This window comes from Micromonospora sp. HK10, from assembly GCF_000982955.1.
Classification (GTDB): domain Bacteria; phylum Actinomycetota; class Actinomycetes; order Mycobacteriales; family Micromonosporaceae; genus Micromonospora.
In genome coordinates this window covers 1-15,748 of the sequence record NZ_KQ058821.1, presented here as the reverse complement: position 1 = coordinate 15,748, position 15,748 = coordinate 1, and the positions used below count along the sequence as shown (strand labels likewise).

18 protein-coding genes are annotated in these 15,748 nt (G+C 75.0%); 6 read left to right on the top strand and 12 right to left on the bottom strand.

The window, feature by feature from the left end; genetic code table 11:
• Window positions 1–7: 7 nt before the first annotated feature.
• From LQ51_RS14240 to LQ51_RS14220, 5 genes are all read right to left on the bottom strand, one after another.
• The gene (locus LQ51_RS14240) at window positions 8–349 is read right to left on the bottom strand and encodes a DUF3618 domain-containing protein (protein ID WP_046566009.1); all 342 of its coding nucleotides are present in this window, start codon (window positions 347–349) and stop codon (window positions 8–10) included.
• Window positions 346–780 carry a phage holin family protein gene (locus tag LQ51_RS14235; RefSeq protein WP_046566004.1) on the bottom strand — a complete coding sequence of 145 codons (435 nt, stop codon included), beginning with the start codon at window positions 778–780 and terminating at the stop codon, window positions 346–348. Before LQ51_RS14235 ends, LQ51_RS14240 begins: the two co-directional genes overlap by 4 nt.
• Window positions 781–976: 196 nt before the next feature.
• The gene (locus tag LQ51_RS14230; protein WP_046566001.1) at window positions 977–2,173 is read right to left on the bottom strand and encodes a mechanosensitive ion channel family protein; all 1,197 of its coding nucleotides are present in this window, start codon (window positions 2,171–2,173) and stop codon (window positions 977–979) included.
• Between the two features lie 78 nt (window positions 2,174–2,251).
• The gene (locus LQ51_RS14225; protein WP_046565999.1) at window positions 2,252–3,073 is read right to left on the bottom strand and encodes a DUF1206 domain-containing protein; all 822 of its coding nucleotides are present in this window, start codon (window positions 3,071–3,073) and stop codon (window positions 2,252–2,254) included.
• 59 nt (window positions 3,074–3,132) lie between these two features.
• Window positions 3,133–3,498, bottom strand: coding sequence for a hypothetical protein (locus LQ51_RS14220; RefSeq protein WP_046565997.1), 366 nt, complete (start codon window positions 3,496–3,498; stop codon window positions 3,133–3,135).
• A 191-nt stretch (window positions 3,499–3,689) separates the two neighbouring features.
• Between LQ51_RS14220 and LQ51_RS14215 the strand changes: the two genes are divergently transcribed.
• Window positions 3,690–3,977 carry a GNAT family N-acetyltransferase gene (locus tag LQ51_RS14215; RefSeq protein ID WP_046565995.1) on the top strand — a complete coding sequence of 96 codons (288 nt, stop codon included), beginning with the start codon at window positions 3,690–3,692 and terminating at the stop codon, window positions 3,975–3,977.
• A 21-nt stretch (window positions 3,978–3,998) separates the two neighbouring features.
• Here LQ51_RS14215 and LQ51_RS14210 read toward each other — a convergent pair whose 3' ends face one another.
• A complete protein-coding gene (locus LQ51_RS14210; protein WP_046565993.1) occupies window positions 3,999–5,498 on the bottom strand; it encodes a glycoside hydrolase family 3 protein in 1,500 nt (499 codons plus the stop codon).
• Window positions 5,499–5,634: 136 nt separating this feature from the next.
• On the opposite strand from LQ51_RS14210, the gene LQ51_RS34260 reads away from it, so the two are divergent.
• Both LQ51_RS34260 and LQ51_RS14205 read left to right on the top strand, forming a co-directional pair.
• On the top strand, window positions 5,635–5,757 hold the full coding sequence (locus tag LQ51_RS34260) for a hypothetical protein (RefSeq protein ID WP_255352235.1): 123 nt from the start codon (window positions 5,635–5,637) through the stop codon (window positions 5,755–5,757).
• Between the two features lie 80 nt (window positions 5,758–5,837).
• A complete protein-coding gene (locus LQ51_RS14205) occupies window positions 5,838–6,788 on the top strand; it encodes a TIGR03557 family F420-dependent LLM class oxidoreductase (RefSeq protein WP_046565991.1) in 951 nt (316 codons plus the stop codon).
• Window positions 6,789–6,797: 9 nt separating this feature from the next.
• On the opposite strand, the gene LQ51_RS14200 is transcribed toward LQ51_RS14205, so the two are convergent.
• Together LQ51_RS14200 and LQ51_RS14195 are read right to left on the bottom strand one after the other, a co-directional pair.
• A complete protein-coding gene (locus LQ51_RS14200) occupies window positions 6,798–7,433 on the bottom strand; it encodes a TetR/AcrR family transcriptional regulator (RefSeq protein ID WP_052744874.1) in 636 nt (211 codons plus the stop codon).
• A gap of 70 nt (window positions 7,434–7,503) precedes the next feature.
• Complete coding sequence (locus tag LQ51_RS14195; protein WP_046565989.1) at window positions 7,504–8,343, bottom strand: class I SAM-dependent methyltransferase; 840 nt, start codon at window positions 8,341–8,343, stop codon at window positions 7,504–7,506.
• A 142-nt stretch (window positions 8,344–8,485) separates the two neighbouring features.
• Between LQ51_RS14195 and LQ51_RS14190 the strand changes: the two genes are divergently transcribed.
• The 3 genes from LQ51_RS14190 (at window position 8,486) to LQ51_RS14180 (ending at window position 11,871) form a co-directional block, all read left to right on the top strand.
• Window positions 8,486–10,117 (top strand): RecQ family ATP-dependent DNA helicase, encoded by a 1,632-nt coding sequence (locus LQ51_RS14190; RefSeq protein ID WP_046565987.1) that lies wholly within the window; start codon window positions 8,486–8,488, stop codon window positions 10,115–10,117.
• A gap of 64 nt (window positions 10,118–10,181) precedes the next feature.
• Window positions 10,182–10,685: a hypothetical protein gene (locus LQ51_RS14185; protein ID WP_046565985.1), complete on the top strand. Its 504-nt coding sequence runs from the start codon at window positions 10,182–10,184 to the stop codon at window positions 10,683–10,685.
• A 145-nt stretch (window positions 10,686–10,830) separates the two neighbouring features.
• Window positions 10,831–11,871 carry an AraC-like ligand-binding domain-containing protein gene (locus tag LQ51_RS14180; RefSeq protein WP_046565984.1) on the top strand — a complete coding sequence of 347 codons (1,041 nt, stop codon included), beginning with the start codon at window positions 10,831–10,833 and terminating at the stop codon, window positions 11,869–11,871.
• Between the two features lie 263 nt (window positions 11,872–12,134).
• On the opposite strand, the gene LQ51_RS14175 is transcribed toward LQ51_RS14180, so the two are convergent.
• From LQ51_RS14175 to LQ51_RS14160, 4 genes are all read right to left on the bottom strand, one after another.
• On the bottom strand, window positions 12,135–13,121 hold the full coding sequence (locus LQ51_RS14175) for a DNA topoisomerase IB (protein ID WP_046565982.1): 987 nt from the start codon (window positions 13,119–13,121) through the stop codon (window positions 12,135–12,137).
• On the bottom strand, window positions 13,105–14,073 hold the full coding sequence (locus LQ51_RS14170; protein WP_046565981.1) for a glycosyltransferase family 9 protein: 969 nt from the start codon (window positions 14,071–14,073) through the stop codon (window positions 13,105–13,107). The genes LQ51_RS14175 and LQ51_RS14170 overlap by 17 nt, the downstream gene beginning before the upstream one ends.
• A complete protein-coding gene (locus LQ51_RS14165) occupies window positions 14,070–14,774 on the bottom strand; it encodes an SDR family oxidoreductase (RefSeq protein ID WP_046565979.1) in 705 nt (234 codons plus the stop codon). The genes LQ51_RS14170 and LQ51_RS14165 overlap by 4 nt, the downstream gene beginning before the upstream one ends.
• Window positions 14,771–15,748: PfkB family carbohydrate kinase (locus LQ51_RS14160; protein ID WP_046565978.1), on the bottom strand; the 978-nt coding region annotated here is incomplete at its 5' end. The genes LQ51_RS14160 and LQ51_RS14165, both read right to left, overlap by 4 nt.

Sequence of the window (15,748 nt, the reverse complement as noted above, 5' to 3'; positions counted from 1 at the left end):
CCCTTGCTCACCTGCGCCTCCCCCGGACGATCAGCAGCAGCACCGCGGTGGCCACGGCGCCGGCCGCGACCGCCGCCCACGGCACCGGGCTACGCCCGACCGAGCCGCCCTTCTCGTACGCCTGCGCCCGGACCACCCGGACCTTCTCCGCAGCCTGCCCGCGGACCCGCGCCACGGTCAACGCCGCCTGCTCCCGCATCCGCACCTTTGCCTGCTCGGCGGAGTGCCGTACCAGCGCCTTGACGTCGGCCCTGGCCGCCAGCAACTCCATCGTCTCGCCCAGTTCCACCCGGGTACGGCGGATCTCCTGGCGGAGCGCCTCCACGTCCCCGGTCCCGTTGCCGGTCATGCCCGCCTCCCGTCCTTCACCGCGGCGGTGACGGTGTCCACGTCCGCCCGGACGCTGCGGACCGTCGCCTCCGGCACCGGCGGGACAGCACGGCTGACCTGCTTCTTGCCGACGAGCGCCAGGATCCCGGCGAGCAGGAAGAGCGCCACCGCCACGATCAGGGCGGCCAGCCAGGCCGGCATCACCAGGTCCAGCAGCAGGATGACGGTGACGATCAGGGCACCCGCGCCCCAGAAGGCCATCACCCCGCCGCCGCCGAACAGACCGATCCCGATCCCGGCGTGCTTGCCCTTCTGGGTCAGCTCCGCCCGGGCCAGCGCCAGTTCGTCCCGGACGAGGCGGGAGACCTGCTCGGTGGCCCGCTGCACCAGTTCGGCGGTGGACGGCTCGTTCCCGGTCCGGGACGCGCTGCGACTCGCGACGTCAGCCATGCTGTCCTCCTTTCGTCATCACCGCGCTGTATGCCCGGAGTCGCCGCCCGTCAATCCTGCGCGGCACGGCCGGTCGGCCCGACCGCGCGCCACCGGACGCCGGCCGCCGGGCGGCGACCGGTGTCGGGGCGTGGCCAGCAGGTCCCCCTAATCCGCCGGAACAAACCCGACCGGCCCGATATGGCGCGATGTCGGGTCAGCGGCGGCTGTCGGCGTGCTCGTCGCGGCCGACGAAGACCTCGCTGCGGGCCTCGCCGTCGTCGCTGCCGCCGAAGACCCGGGCGTCGTCGGGGACCTCGGTGTCGGGCAGCCGCCGGGCCGGGTGGCGCGGCCGCACGGCCGGCCAGGGCGGCGTGCCGCCGGTCCCGCCGACCTCGGCGCGCAGCCGGGGCAGCGCGCCCGGCCGGTGGTCGCGGACCCAGCCGGCCAGGTGCTCGCGGACCAGGCAGCGCAGGTCCCACAGGCTGCCCGCGTCCGCGGCGCTGACCAACGCGCGCACCTTGATCATGCCGCCGGTGGCGTCGGTGACCTGGAGTACGCAGACCCGCCCGTCCCACAGCTCGGTGCTCTCGCAGAGCCGGCGCAGCTCCTCCCGCATGGCCTGCACGGGTACCGCCCAGTCCAGGTCGAACTCGGCGGTGCCGAGCACCGCGGCCTCGGTCCGCGTCCAGTTCTGGAACGGGGTGCTGGTGAAGTAGGAGGTGGGCAGGATCAGCCGCCGGTCGTCCCAGATCTGCACCACCACGTAGCTGAGGGTCAGCTCCTCGATCCGGCCCCACTCCCCCTCCACCACGACCACGTCGTCGAGGCGTACCGCGTCGCTGAAGGCGAGCTGGAGTCCGGCGAGGACGTTGCCCAGCAGGCTCTGCGCGGCGAGCGCGGCGACCACACCGACCACACCGGCGCTGGTGAGCACGCCGGCGCCGATGCCCCGGACGGCGGGGAAGGTCATCAGCGTCACGCCGACGGTGAGCACCACGATCACCGCGATGGTCAGCCGGCGCAGCAGCACCACCTGGGTGCGTACCCGCCGGGCGTGCCGGTTGTTCGGCACGTCCACCCGGAACCGGGCCAGCGCGGTGTCCTCCGCCACCACCAGCAGCGAGGCGACCAGCCAGGCGGTCGTGGCGATCATGGCGAGCACCAGGGCGTGCAGCACGAGCTTGCGCCACGGGCTGCCCACCGCGTAGCCGGTGCTGAACCGGACCGCGAGCTGCACGGCGAGCACGGTGGCGGCCACCTGGAACGCGCGGTGCGAGTGCTCGGCCAGCTCGGTCATCAGCAGCGCGCGCCGGCCCAGCCGTCGGGCCAGCCGGTGCACCACCTCGACCAGCACCAACGCGACCGCCGCCGCACTGAGCGCGGCGGCGGTCGTGACGAGGTAACTCTGCACGAAATCTCTCTCCCTCTCGCCGGCCGGGAACCGGGCAAAGGCCCAATGGTGCCCGGCCCCGCCCGGTATCGACCAGGCTCAGACCCGGCGGTAGCGGGACTGGAAGAAGCAGTAGACGCCGAACGCGGCGATGCCGAGCGCCATCAGCGCCAGCAGCACCGGCCCGTACGACTGGTCGCGCAGGGTACGCAGGGCGGCGTCCAGGCCGCGTGCCTTCTCCGGGTCGTAGTTGACGGCGGCGACCACGATCAGCCCGCCGGCGATGGCGAAGACGGCGCCCCGGGCGGCGTACCCGGCCATGCCGAGCCGGCGGGTCAGCCGGTGCGTCTTGGGGCTCATCTCGCCGGTCTTCAGGTTGCGTTCGAACTTCTTCTTCAGGCCGTAGATGACCATGCCGATGCCGACCGCGGCGAGCACCAGGCCGGCGAGCCCGACCAGCCACCGGCCACCGTCGGAGGCCATCAGCTTCTCGGTGAACTGCTGCTGCTGGTCAGCGGCGTTGCTGCTGGCGTCCTGGACCACCTTGATCGCGGTCCAACCCAGCCAGACGAAGACGATCACGCGGACGACGGAGGCGATCCGCTCGAAGAGCTTCTCCCGGCCGCGCCGGGACTGGTGGCCGATGACCGCCTCGAACGCCTGCCAGATGGCCATGGCGAAGAGGCCGACCGCGATGGCGACCAGGAGGAACTTCCCGAGCGGCTGGGCACCGAGGGTACGCAGCGCGCCGTTCTGGTTGCCCTCCTCGCCGGACTTGCCGAACGCGATCTGCACGGCGAGCCAGGCGAAGAGGAGGTGCACGATCCCGTAGCCGATGAAACCGGCCCGGGTCAACAGTTCCAGCCACCTGCTGTTCGCCGTCCGGGCGGCGGTGGCTTCGGCGTTCCGGGTGAGTGACATGGCGGCACAATCACCGAAAGCGAAGATTTCCAAACGTGGACCGCCCCGCCGGGCGGTGGTCAGCCGTTCGGGTTGCGCGCCACCCGGAGCACCGCCTGCTGGTCGGTGAGGCTGTCCAGGCTGACCTGGAAGCCACCGACCTCGGTGGCCTGCTGGCCGACGGTGAGCGTGAGCTGCTCGCCGGCGACCTCGACGGTCACCTGGTCGCCCTGGGCGCTGACCAGCTTCGCCTCCACCCCGAGGATGCGGGCGTTGGCCTCGACGCCCCGGTCGAAGGTGACGGTGCAGGCGTCCAGACCGCAGTCGGTGGAGGCACCCTCCGCGCTGCACCCGACGAGCAGCGCGGCGCCCAGGGTCAGCCCGGCCAGCAGGCCGGCGATGCGACGGACGGGGGTCGGCGAGGGGGAAACGCGTCGGTTCGTCACCCGGACAAGGGTACGGGGCGGCAACCACCCCCGACCGGGCGCGCGCCGCCCGCCGGGGCGGCCGGCCGGCGCACCCGCCGCGGACCGGACGCGTTGAGCAGGGCGCTTCCCGGCCGTCCTGCCGTCGACGAGGTGGACCGGTTGCTGGCCGAACTGGACCACCACGCCGGTGCCGGGGAGAGAATGGTCCGGTGAGCTTCCTGGTCGTGGAGAACCCCGCCGAGCGCCGCTTCGAGATCCTGGTCGACGACGCGCTGGCCGGGTTCGCCGCCTACGAGCCCCGTGGTGAGGTGCTGGTCTTCACGCACACCGAGGTGGACGAACGGTTCCAGAACATGGGCGTGGGCGCGGCGCTGGTGCGCGGTGCCCTGGACCAGGTCCGCGAGCGGGGCGGCCGGCTGGTGCCCCGATGTTCGTTCCTGGCCGCGTTCATCGAACGCCACCCCGAGTACGCCGACCTGGTCGTTCCGGACGCCTGAGGCCGGGCGCGGGCCGGCGGTTCAGCGACCGCCGGCCAGCAGCTCGGCGGCGGCGTACGCGGTGGCCCGGGTGGCGCCGTGGGTGGCCAGGTGCACCGCGCCGGCGACCAGGGCGGGTACGCCCAGCTCCACCACCACGGCGTCCGGCCGGGCGGCCAGGGCGCGGTCCACCGCCGACCGCATCCAGTCGTGCCGGTGCAGGTCCCGCACGACCAGCACCAGGGGGCGGCCGGCCGATCCGGCCGCCGGGTCGGCCGGGACCTCGCCCTCGGCGTACCGGGCGGTGGTGGTGCCGGGGACGAGTTCGGTCAGCGGCCCGGCGATCCCCCACGGCGTCTCCGCGCCGATGGCGATGTTGTGCGGCGGGGCGAACTCCACCACGTGCGCCGGGCCGGCCAGCGGCAGCGACCCGGCCGGACCGCTGGTCACCCGCAGTGCCCGGCGGGCGGCGGCCAGCCCGATCGGCGGCCCGTCGCCGCGCGGCGCGGCCGGCCGGTCGGCCCGGGCCGCGACGGTCCAGGCGGCGAGCTGGCCGACCCGCTTGGCCGCCTCGGCCAGCCGCTCCTCGGGCAGTTCCCCGGCCAGCACGGCGGCGACGATGGCGTCGCGCAGCTCGACCGCGTCGGCCTCGGTGGCCCGCCCTCCGCCCACGCAGATCGCGTCGGCCCCGGCGGCGAGCGCGCGTACCGCGGCGCCGGTGAAGCCGTACCGGTCGGCGACGGCGCGCATCTCCACGGCGTCCGTGACCACCACGCCCTGGAAGCCCAGCTCGTCGCGGAGCAGCCCGCCGAGGATGCGCGGGCTGAGGGTGGCCGGCAGCTCCGGGTCGAGGGCGGGCACCAGCAGGTGCCCGGTCATCACGGCCTGCGCCCCGGCGGTCACCGCGGCCCGGAACGGGGCCAGCTCGACGGCGTCCAACCGGGCCCGGTCGGCACCGATGCGGGGCAGGTCGTGGTGGGAGTCGACCCGGGTGTCCCCGTGGCCCGGGAAGTGCTTGGCGCAGGCGGCGACCCCGCCGGACTGGAGCCCCCGGATCCAGGCTGCGGTGTGCCGGGCCACCAGGGCCGGGTCCGCGCCGAAGGAGCGCACGCCGATCACCGGGTTGGCCGGGTTGGAGTTGACGTCGGCGTCCGGCGCGTAGTTGAGGGTCACGCCCACCGCGGCCAGCTCGACGCCGAGGTCCCGGGCCACCTCCTCGGTCAGCGCCTCGTCGTCGACCGCGCCGAGGGCGAAGTTGCCGGGCCGGGTGCTGCCCCGGACCGACTCGATCCGGGTGACGTCGCCGGCCTCCTCGTCGATCGCCACGATCACGTCGGGACGCTCGGCGCGCAGGGTGGCGGTGAGGGCGGCCACCTGGTCGTGGTCGACGACGTTGCGGGCGAACAGGACGACCGCGCCGAGCCCTTCGCCGAGCCACCGGCACACCCACGGCGGCGGGGTGGTGCCGACGAAGCCGGGTTGCAGGACGGTCGCGGCGAGCGCCGCCAGGTCCCCGGTCGATCCCGCGATCCGCTCGCTCATGCGCTGTCGTACCCCCGTCTCCCCACGGTCCGCCGCCCCGGCGGTGCTGACATGGTCACACCTGGCTCCCTAAATAGTCAACAATCCTTACTGTTAGCGCCTGGCGCACCGGCACCGCCCGTGCGAGAGTGCGACCATGCACCCCGCGCTGCTCGCCGACGCCACCACCGCCGCGGACATCCCCGGCGTACGCCTGCTCGGCCTGGTCGTGGGCGGGCTGTTCCTGCTGATCGCCATCCGGGCGATGTTCCGGCGCTGAGCGTTCGGGCCGCCGCCTCCCCGGGTACCGCTCTCCTCGTCCGGACACGCACCCGGCACCGGACGCGGCGAGGGGGAACCATGAAGATCGGCTACTTTCTGTCCAGCGAGGAGTACACCCCGGCGGAGCTGCTCGCGCAGGCGCGCGGCGCCGAACAGGCCGGCTTCCAGGCACTGTGGATCTCCGACCACTACCACCCGTGGGTCGACGCCCAGGGCCAGAGCCCGTTCGTCTGGTCCACCATCGGGGCGCTCAGTCAGGTCTGCCGACTGCCGGTGACCACCGCGGTCACCTGCCCCACCGTCCGGATCCACCCGGCGGTGATCGCCCAGGCCGCGGCGACCAGCGCGGTGCTGCACGACGGCCGGTTCGTGCTCGGGGTGGGCACCGGCGAGGCGTTGAACGAGCACATCTTCGGTGACCCGTGGCCGCAGGCCGACGTCCGGCTGGAGATGCTGGAGGAGTCCATCGAGGTGATCCGCAAGCTGTGGACCGGTGAGTTCGTCAACCACCACGGCCGGCACTACACGGTCGAGCACGCCCGGATCTACACGCTGCCCGACACGCCCCCGCCGATCTACGTCTCCGGCTTCGGCGCGAAGTCGATCGACCTGGCCGCCCGGATCGGCGACGGCTACGTCAGCACCATGCCCGACGCCGACATGGTGCGCCGGTTCCGCGACAACGGCGGCGGCGACAAGCCCTGCCAGGCCGGCTTCAAGGCGGCGTACGCCGACAGCGAGGACGAGGGCGTGCGGATCGCGTACGAGCGCTGGCCGAACGCCGGCGTGCCGGGCGAGCTGTCCCAGGTGCTCCCCTCCCCGCGCCACTTCGAGCAGGCCGCGCAGCTGGTCAAGCCGGAGACGATGAAGGAGTCGTTCGTCTGCGGCAACAGCGTCGACGCGCACCTGGAGATGATCGACAAGTACGCCAAGGCCGGCTTCGACGAGATCTACGTGGCCAACACCGGCCCGAACTGGTCGGGTCTGTTCGATCTCTACCAGCGGGAGGTGCTGCCCCGGCTGAGCTGACCGGCCGGGTCAGCCCGCCCCGGATGGCAGCACCCCGTGCAGGAGCGTCCCCACCAGGGCGTCGATCAGGGCCGGGGCGGGCTGCGGCGGAGGGCTGGACGGGTCGAGCAGCCGGCCCAGCACCAGGTCGTGGCAGACCCCGACGAGCAGGGTGGCGACCGCCTCCGGGGAGGCGTCCGGGGCCACCCGGCCGAGCCGCTGCTCCGCCCGGACGTACCCGGCGAGTTCCGTCCGCAGGTCGGGCCCGCCGGCCGGGCCGGCCAGCGCGCCCAGGCGGGCCAGCAGCTTCGGCTGGGTGGCGAGCCCGGCGAGGGCGGGCAGGATCGCCGCGTGGAGCGCCAGCCCCCGGTCCAGGTACGCCCGCAGGTTGGCCTCGACGGTCCCGTCCCCCGGTCGCGGGGCCGTCCCGTGTTGCGCCGCCTCGACCGTCCGCGCGTGCGCGTGCACGGCGTGCGCGAGCAACTCCTCCTTGTCGGCGAAGTGGTTGTAGAGCACCCCGTCGGCCACCCCCGCCTCGCGGGCGATGTCGCGGACCGTCAGCCCCACGGTGCCCCGGCGGGCCACCAGCCGCTCGGCGGCGGCGATCAGGTGCTCCCGCAGGCTCTGCTCGCCACCGCGCAGTGCGGCGGCTCTTCTGGGTGCCATCACCGGGATCCTAGGCGTTTGCGGGCCCGGCTCCCCCGTGCGAGCCGGGCCCGGCTCCCGCTCGTCGGGCTCAGTTCGGTCGCCGCGCGGTGACCAGCCAGGCCGCGATGCGCAGCCGGACCCCGCCCGGTCCCTCGTACGGCCGCATCGCCTCGACCAGCGCGGAGCGGACGCGGTCACCGACGGCCGGGTCGAGCGGGGCGAGCCGGTGCCGCACCGGCCCCCAACCGGCCAGGAACCCGCCGGCGTCGGCGGCGTCGCGCCCCCAGATCCCGGGCTCCTGCCGGGGCGCGCAGCTGACGTCGGTGAAGCCGGCCTCGTCGAGCACGGCGCGGATCACGGCCGGGTCGGCGAGGGAGAGCGGCTCGCCGGTGGCGGTGCCGTCGGTGTCGGCCGGCGGCAGGTGCGTGGCCAGCGGCGCGAAGACCGCGCCGAGGTCACCCTGGCGGGCGTCGTCGAGGCAGACGAAGGCGAGCCGGCCACCGGGGCGCAACGCCCGGCGCACGTTGGCGAACGCGGCGACCGGGTCGGCGAAGAACATCACCCCGAACCGGCTCAGCGCCGCGTCGAACCCGCCGGGCGGGAAGGGGTGGACCTGGGCGTCGGCGCGGATGAACTCGGCGTTGCGCACGCCCTCGTCGGTCGCGGCGGTACGGGCCCGGTCCAGCATCGGGGCGGACAGATCGACGCCGACCGCCTGGCCGGTCCCGGCGCGCCGGGCGGCGAGCCGGGTGAGCTGGCCGTTGCCGCAGCCGAGGTCGAGCACCCGGTCGCCAGGGCGGACGGCGGCCAGCAGGGCCTCGTTGAAGCCGCTGTTGATGGCGTCGTAGCGGGCCTGGTGGGTGGCCCAGTGCCGTCCCTCGTAGCCGTTCCAGGCCTGTTCCTGGTGCTCGTTCCGGATGATTTCCATGCCGCCTCCGTCTGAACATGCGTTCATGAACGCTTGTTCATAATGATGGTCGTCGGCCGTGACGTCAATCCCGCCCGGCGCTTCCCGAGCGGTGCACCGCGGCGGTTTCACCGGTGATCGCCGGGGGTACCAGCGGCCCTTGATGAAACTGTCCAGGCACTCGACGACGTTGCGTCGCGCCGCCCGTAGCCTCTTCGGCTGGACCGCGCTGCGACCCAATCAACTGGCCGCCATGCGCGCGGTGATGAAGCGACGCGACGCCCTGGTGGTGCTGCCCACCGGCGCCGGCAAGTCGGCGATCTACCAGATCCCGGCCAGCCTGATCCCCGGGCCCACCGTGGTCGTCTCCCCGCTGCTCGCCCTCCAGCAGGACCAGATCGCGGCGCTCAACGAGCGGCAGCGACCCGAGCTGCGGGCGGTGCGGATCAGCTCGGACGAGAACGCGGCCCAGCAGGCCGCCGCGATCGAGGACGTGCGCGAAGGGCGGGCCGAGTTCCTCTTCATCACCCCGGAGGCGCTGAGCAACCCGGACCGGCTGGCCGAGGTACGCGGGCTGCGGCCCGCGCTGGTGGCGATCGACGAGGCGCACTGCATCTCGGCCTGGGGGCACGACTTCCGGCCGGACTACCTGGCGCTCGGGCACCTGATCGAGGGCATCGGCCGGCCGCCGGTGGTGGCGTTGACCGCCACCGCCTCCCCGCCGGTCCGCGACGACATCATCGCCCGGCTGCGGTTGCGCGACCCGGAGGTGGTGATCTCCGGGCTGGACCGGCCGAACCTCTTCCTCGAGGTGGCGCACTGCCCGACCGAGGACTACCGGTGGCGACGGCTGCTCACCCTGCTCCGCGACGACACCCGACCCGGCATCATCTACGTGCCGACCCGGCGCTCGGCCGAGGAACTGGCCCAGCGGCTCACCGACGCCGACTTCCCGGCCCAGTACTACCACGGCGGCATGCCCACGGCCGCCCGCCACGAGCTGCACGAGGCGTTCCTCGCCGACCAGGTGCCGATCATGGTGGCCACCTCCGCCTTCGGCATGGGCATCGACAAGCCGAACATCGCCTGGGTGGTGCACATGGCGCTGCCCGACTCCCCGGACAGCTACTTCCAGGAGATCGGCCGGGCCGGCCGCGACGGCGAACCCGCGCGGGTGCTGCTGCTCTGGCGCGCCGAGGACGTCGGCCTGCAGCGCTACTTCAGCGGCGGCCTGCCCGACCTCGATGAGCTGCGGGACCTTGCCGCGCTGCTGCGCAAGGAGCCGCGCGGCAAGAAGGAACTGCGCGAGCTGACCGGGCTCGGCCCGCGCAAGCTCGGCCAGTACCTCTCCCTGCTGGAGCAGGTCGGCGCCGCCGAGCCCCGGCCCCGGCAACGGATCGGCGCCCCCCGGTACGCGCCGGCCGCCGCCGAGTCCGCCCAGGCGGCGCTCGCCGAGGCCGAACGGCAGCAGACCGTGACCCGGTCCCGGACCGACATGATGCGCGCCTTCGCGGAGACCACCGGCTGCCGGGGGCAGGCGCTGCTGGCGTACTTCGGCGAGCAGATGCGTGAGGTCTGCGGGCACTGCGACAACTGCCACGCCGGCACCAGCGTCGCCGACGACCGGGCGGTCGGGCCGTTTCCGGTGCACAGCCAGGTGCGCCACCCGGAGTGGGGCGCCGGCCTGGTGCTGAGCTACGAGGAGGACCGGATGACGGTGCTCTTCGACGAGGTGGGCTACAAGACGCTGTCCGTGCGCGTGGTGTCCGAACAGGGCCTGCTGACGCTGGACTAGCCTGACCCGGGCACCGTGGTGGTGCCCGTCGAACGACGACGACCACGGCGAAAGGGGCCTGATCGTGATCGAGCAGCCGGCGTACACCGGGTTCGGTTTCTCCGACGAGGAGTGGGGGCTGCTGGTCGGTCTGCCGCAGGCGGTCCTCACCGCCGCGAGCGCCGCCGAGTCCGACGGCACGAAGCGCACCATGGCCGAGAACGCCGCCGGGCTGGACACCATCTCGGCCGGGCGGGAGTCGGCCAGCCCGCTGGTGGCGGCCGTCGCCGGTGAGATCGTGGCCCGGGTGGGCGACCCGGAGGCGGGCGCCGAGTTGCCGGCGATCGAGCCGGCCGACCCGGCGGCGATGATCGACGACGTGCTGGCCCGGGCCGGCCAGGCGACCACCCTGCTGGCCGCCAAGGTGGACGAGGGGCAGGCCGGGGCGTACCGGCACTGGCTGGTGGAGATCGCCGAGCAGGTGGTCGGCGCCGCATCCAGCGGCGGCATCCTGGGCCTCGGCGGCGACGTGGTGAGCGACTCGGAGCGGCGCTTCCGGGACCGCCTCGCCCACGTGCTCAACGACTGACCGGCCACCCCGGCGCCGCCGCCCGCGGCGCCGGCGGGATGATGGCCGTCGAAGACGGATGCCGGACGCCCCGGGAGGTCGTCGCGCGGACCGCCCGGGGTGTCCGCCACGTGTGCTGCCGGCCGACCCGGGGGGAGGGCCGTTGATGGACGCCAGGTTGCAGCCGCACATCCTCGACACCGAGCAGGTGCCCGCGCCGGACCGCTTCGGCCTCTGGCTGGACATGGTCTCGGACTCGCCCACCCCGCTGCGGGTGCGCAGCGACCACGCCGAGGACTTCGTGGCGCGGGCGGAGTTCCTCGAGCTGGGGCCGGTGCGCCTGGCCCGCTACCGCTACCCGTCGCTGGAGTGCTTCCGCACCCACCGGTTCATCCAGCGCTCCGACCCCGACTACTACCTGCTCGCGCTGACCCTGACCGGGGGCAGCGCCGCCGCCCAGGAGGGCCGGCAGAGCACCCTGGGGCCCGGCGACTTCACCTTCTACGACTGCTCGCGCCCGCACGAGGTACGCCACCACGGCGACCAGGGCCGCGCGGACGCCAGTTCGGTGGTCGCCTTCATCCCGTACGAGGCGCTGCCGCTGCCGTACGCCCGGCTGGCCCCGCTGTTCGCCGGCCGGATCTCCGGCAGCGAGGGCATCGGCGCCCTGCTCGCCGACTACCTGGTCCGGCTCAGCAGCCACCCGGAGCAGTACCAGGCGGCGGACGCCGAGCGGCTGGCCGGCGTCGGACTGGACCTGGTCGCCACGATGCTCGGCCGGCACCTGGTCACCGAGGACGCGATCCCGACCGACGTGCGCCGGCGCGCCCTGCTCGCCCAGATCCAGGCGCACATCCGCCGGCATCTCGGCGAGCCCGGGCTCGGCCCACGGCTCATCGCCGACGCGCACCACATCTCGCTCCGTTCGCTGCACCGGCTCTTCGAGGACGAGCAGACCACGGTGGCCGCGTACATCCGGGACCAGCGGCTGGCGCGGTGCCGGCGGGACCTCGCCGAGCCGGCGCTGCGGGACCTGCCGATCCAGGCCATCGCCGCGCGCTGGGGCTTCCGCGACAAGGCCCACTTCAGCCGGGTGTTCCGGTCGGCCCACCAGGAGTCCCCGCAGGTGTACCGGGCCCGCCACGTCGACCCGGCACGCAACGTCAACGCTCCGGCGTTCCCGGTCAACTCCCGGCCGACATACTGATCCCCGGGCCGGTCGGGCAACCGGGTGGCCCACTGGTAACGGGGGGCCGCGGCGAGGCGCCCGCGACGGACCGTCGCGGGCGGCCGCCCGGTGCCGTCCGGCCGTCACCCGGCCGGAGCGCTGCGGCGCGGCCCCAGGACCGATCGGCCGTCACCCGGCCCGGCGCGTCGCCACCCAGCGGCGGTGGCCGACCGACCGGCGTAGACGCCGCCCCCGACTCCGGCCCCGTCGCAACTTCCCCCCAGGACACCCGACGGGGCCGGTCAGGTCTCCTCCTCCAGCAGCACCAGGACGGCCTTCTCCACCGCCTCGCGGGGCATCTCCGGGTCCACCGGCGCCAGCACGCCGTCGTGGTAGAGGTCCACCACCCGGGGGTCCACGTAGGACGTCCGGGCCACCGTGGGGGTGTTGCCGAGCAGCTCCGCGACCGACCGCATGACCGCCGCGACCGCCCGCCTGCGCGCGGTCACCGAGCGCTGGGGGCCGGCCGTGGCCAGCTCGGTGGCGGCCAGCACGGTGGCGTGCCAGGTCCGGAAGTCCTTGGCCGTCATCTCCCCGCCGCTGGCGTCGCGCAGGTAGTCGTTCACCTCGTCGCTGCGCACGTCCCGCCAGGCCTGGCCGTCCCAGTAGCCGAAGAGGCGCTCCTGGGTCCGCCGTCGGCGGCGCAGGTTGGTCAGCACCTGGCACAGCTGCGGATCCTCGATCCGGCGTACCTGCTCGATGCCGCCCTTGGCGGGGAACTCGAAGACCACGCAGCCGCGCCGGGAGCGGGCGTGCTCGGGGCGGAGGGTGGCCACGCCGAAGGTGGGATCCTCGCCGGTGGCGTACTGGTCGCTGCCGACCCGGAACGCGCCCATGTCCAGCAGCCGGGTGACGGTGGCCAGGACCCGCTCCCGGCGCAGCCCGCGCAGGGTCAGGTCGTGCTCGACCCGGTCGCGCAGCACCGGCAGCCGGTGGGCCACCTCCAGCACGTGGTCGAACTTGGCCTCGTCCCGCTTCTGCCGCCACGCCGGGTGGTAGAGGTACTGCTTGCGGCCGGCCGCGTCCACCCCGGTCGCCTGGATGTGACCGTTGGGGTAGGTCGAGATCCACACGTCCTGCCAGGCCGGCGGGATGACCAGGTCACGCAGCCGGGCCAGCTCGCCGGGGTCGCGCACCGGCTCGCCCTTCGGGTCGACGAAGAGCCACCCCTTGCCGCGCCGCCGGCGTCCGTAGCCCGGCCGGCCCGGATCGCTACGCCGCAGTCGCACCGGAGACCCGCACCGCCTGTTCCGCCTCGTCCACGGCGGCCAGCACCTCGTCGACGCCGACGGCCGCCAATGTCGGGTGGATTCCTACCCCACCGGCCGCGGCCCAATCCCGGTCGGCCCCGGGGTGGCGCGTGACGCCGAGCACCCGGTGCCGGGGCCGGTCCGGCGGCGGGCCCCAGTGCGCCGGCGGCACCGGGCCGAAGAGCACCACCGAGGCGGTGCCGTAGCCGGTGGCCAGGTGGGCGATGCCGGTGTCGCCGCTGACCACCAGGCGGGCGTCGGCGACCAGCGCGGCCAGCTCGGCCAGCCCGGTGCGGCCGGCGAGCACCGCGTCGGCGGGCAGCCCGGCGTCCCGGGCCACCCGTCCGGCCAGGTCCCGTTCCTCGGCGGAGCCGGTGAGCACCACCCGGTGTCCCCGGCCGGTCAGCTCGCCGGCCAGCGCGGCGAAGCGCTCCGCCGGCCAGCGCTTGGCGGGGATCTTGCTGCCGGGGTGCACCAGGGTGGCGCCGGCCGGATGCCCGGATCCGGCCGGGCGGCGCAGCGCCAGGTCCGCCGGGTCGGCCGGCAGGCCGTGGGCATGCAGCAGCCGGCACCAGCGCCGCACCTCGTGCTCGTCGCCGTCCCAGACCGGTCCCCCGGGATGCCCGGCCGCGACGTTGCGGTAGGCGAGCAGCCGGTGCGGCCGGGTGGCGGCCAGCGCCCGGTGCGACTGCGGGCCCCGGCCGTGCAGGTTGACCGCCACCTCCGGCGGCGGCCCCGCCCAGGCCAGGCGGTGCGGGCCGGCGGTGGGGAGCACCCGGTCGACCGCGCCGGTCAGCTCGGCCAGCGGGGCCAGCCAGGCCGGCGCGGCCAGCACCAGCTCCCGGCCGGGCAGGCCGGCCCGCAGGCCGCGCAGCGCCGGCACCGCCGTGGCGAGGTCACCGACCCCGAGCGCCCGGAGCACCAGGATCACGGGTACGACGACTCCTGCGCGGCGCATACCACCAGCTCCCGCACCGCGCAGCCGGGCGGCTGGGAGAGGGCGAACATGACGGCGGCGGCGGTGTCGGCGGGCTCGTTGAGCACGGCGTCCGGCCCGGGCCGGTACTGCGCGTCCCGCTCGTCGAAGAACGCGGTCCGCATGCCACCGGGGATGAGCAGGGTGACCCCGACCGCGCCGGCCAGCTCGGCGGCGAGCGCCCGGGTGAAGCCGACCACCCCGAACTTCGCCGCGCAGTAGGCGGTGGCGTCGCTGACCGCCTTGACGCCGAGGGTCGAGGCGACGGTGACGATGGTGCCCCGGGACTCCTGCAGGAACGGCAGCGCCGCCCGGATCACCGCCGCCGTGGCGAGCAGGTCCACCGTGACGATCCGCTCCCAGGTCTCGGCCGGGACGTCGGCCAGCTTGCCGGGCACGTCCATGCCGGCGGCGGTGACCACCGCGTCCAGGCCGCCGGAGCGTTCCGCCAGCGTGCGGGTGGCCGCCTCGGCGGCCCGGGTGTCGGCCAGGTCGCACTCGACCCACGGCACGCCGTCGGCCGGTGCCCGCCGGTCGAGCACGAGGGGACGGCCACCGGCCCGGGCCACCGCGGTCACCACCGCGGCGCCCAGCCCGCTCGACCCCCCGGTGACCAGGACGCTGGGGCCGGCCCCGGGGGACGGACTGCTGCTCATCGTGCTCCCTCCGCCGTGGACCGGGCGACCGCCGTCCGGCGTGCCCCGCCCTCGGGAATCGGTGCCGTGGGCCAGCCCCGGCCGGCGCGGGCCGCGGCGATCATGTCGGTGGTGGAGCGGCCGTCCAGGTACGGCACGACCACCGACTGCCCGCCCCAGCGGGCCAGGATCTCCGCCTCGGGCAGGGTCTGCTCGCCGCCGCCGGAGGCGTAGTCGCCGCCCTTGACCCAGATGTCCGGGCGCAGCCAGGACAGCGCCGCGTGCGGGGTCGGCTCGTCGAAGATCATCACAGCGTCCACGCAGCTCAGCGCGGCCAGCAGCCGGCTGCGGTCGCCCTGCGGCACGACCGGGCGTTCCGGGCCCTTCAGCCCGGCCACGCTGGCGTCGGAGTTCAGGCAGACCACCAGGCAGTCGCCGAGCTGCCGGGCGGCCTGCAGGGTCGCCACGTGCCCGGCGTGCAGCAGGTCGAAGCAGCCGCCGGTGGCGACGACCGTGCCACCGGCCGCGCGGACCTGGGCGATGACCGCGCCGGCCGCGGCCGCGCCGATCCGGTCCCCGCCGCTGACCACCAGCGGGGCGGCGGTCCGCACCGGCGCCGGCAGCGCGGTGGCCACGCCCCCGCCCGCGACGTACGCCGAAGCCTCGGCGACCGCCGCCTGCACGGCCTCGGAGACCAGCGCGCCCCGGGCCAGCGCCAGGGTCGCGGCGGTGGCGAACCGGTCCCCCGCGCCGCAGGTGTCCCCCTCGGCCGGCGCGGCGGGCACCACCAGCGGGGTGGAGCCGGCGTGGCAGAGCAGCGCGCCGTCTCCGCCGAGGGTCACCGCGACCGCGCCGGCCCGCCAGCGCCGGCGCAGCTCCTGCGCCCCCCGGGACGCGGTGACCAGGCGGGACGCGCCCGGAGCGGCCTTGGCCAGCTCGCGGGCCTCGGACTCGTTCGGGGTGACCAGGTGCACGCCGGGCACCGCCGCCGGGCC

Coding starts and splice junctions, on each gene's coding strand:
- LQ51_RS14240 (WP_046566009.1), bottom strand. CDS start 349: ATGACCGGCAACGGGACCGGGGACGTGGAGGCGCTCCGCCAGGAGATC.
- LQ51_RS14235 (WP_046566004.1), bottom strand. CDS start 780: ATGGCTGACGTCGCGAGTCGCAGCGCGTCCCGGACCGGGAACGAGCCG.
- LQ51_RS14225 (WP_046565999.1), bottom strand. CDS start 3,073: ATGTCACTCACCCGGAACGCCGAAGCCACCGCCGCCCGGACGGCGAAC.
- LQ51_RS14210 (WP_046565993.1), bottom strand. CDS start 5,498: ATGAGCGAGCGGATCGCGGGATCGACCGGGGACCTGGCGGCGCTCGCC.
- LQ51_RS34260 (WP_255352235.1), top strand. CDS start 5,635: ATGCACCCCGCGCTGCTCGCCGACGCCACCACCGCCGCGGACATCCCC.
- LQ51_RS14205 (WP_046565991.1), top strand. CDS start 5,838: ATGAAGATCGGCTACTTTCTGTCCAGCGAGGAGTACACCCCGGCGGAG.
- LQ51_RS14200 (WP_052744874.1), bottom strand. CDS start 7,433: ATGGCACCCAGAAGAGCCGCCGCACTGCGCGGTGGCGAGCAGAGCCTG.
- LQ51_RS14195 (WP_046565989.1), bottom strand. CDS start 8,343: ATGGAAATCATCCGGAACGAGCACCAGGAACAGGCCTGGAACGGCTAC.
- LQ51_RS14190 (WP_046565987.1), top strand. CDS start 8,486: ATGAAACTGTCCAGGCACTCGACGACGTTGCGTCGCGCCGCCCGTAGC.
- LQ51_RS14180 (WP_046565984.1), top strand. CDS start 10,831: ATGGACGCCAGGTTGCAGCCGCACATCCTCGACACCGAGCAGGTGCCC.
- LQ51_RS14165 (WP_046565979.1), bottom strand. CDS start 14,774: ATGAGCAGCAGTCCGTCCCCCGGGGCCGGCCCCAGCGTCCTGGTCACC.